Consider the following 704-nt stretch of genomic DNA (forward strand, 5'->3'; position numbering starts at 1 on the left):
CCATCTCTTCGATCCGGGCTTCTGAAAGTCCTCCCGAAGTTATGAAAAGCAATGAAACGCGAGATTTTCCAGGGACGTGGTGTTTTCTGACCAGCTTCCAGCCAGCGTCTGCGGCCATGGTTTCAATGTCTCCGCTGACTTTCAATGAGTGCTCTTCATCTGAAGCTTTGAGCGAAACTTCCACGCCCTTGTTTCGCCCTCCGAGCCAAATGAAGCACCAACACACAATCGCCACCAGTGTGGCCATCAGCGGTAAGCCCAAACCGACCGCAAGACCAAGAACCGTTACGATTATCATTTCGACAGTATCGACCGGATCATCCAGATTGGAGCGGAACCTGAGCAACGCACCGATGCCAAAAATAACGAAACCAATCATTGACCCGTGCTGGACTACCAGGAATCCCACTGCCATTCCAATTAGCGCATAAAGGAAGAACAGTCTGGGCATAACCAGATCGCTGACACTTCGGCGTGCTTTACGTCGTACGGGATGATAAACAATCAAAGCTGTCAAAATGATCGTTACAATGACGTCTAGCGTGAAAAAGTAGAGTTCCTGCTTGCCGCGGAACTGAGTCCAGCCTCTTTCAATCAAAATCTCTGATTCGGACGTTCCTGCGAGCAAGGAAGCAGGATCAATTTGAGAATAGCCAATACTAGGCAACAGCACGGCCGAAAGGACCGATGCTATTGAAAACAGC

The 704-nt window shown here is 49.6% G+C and carries 1 protein-coding gene; it reads right to left on the minus strand.

What is annotated here, in order from left to right:
• Positions 1-704 (minus strand): DUF4956 domain-containing protein (locus ACR0E6_RS22315; protein WP_480587490.1); only part of this gene is annotated, 704 nt, incomplete at both ends.

This window comes from Ruegeria sp. AP12, assembly GCF_056540025.1.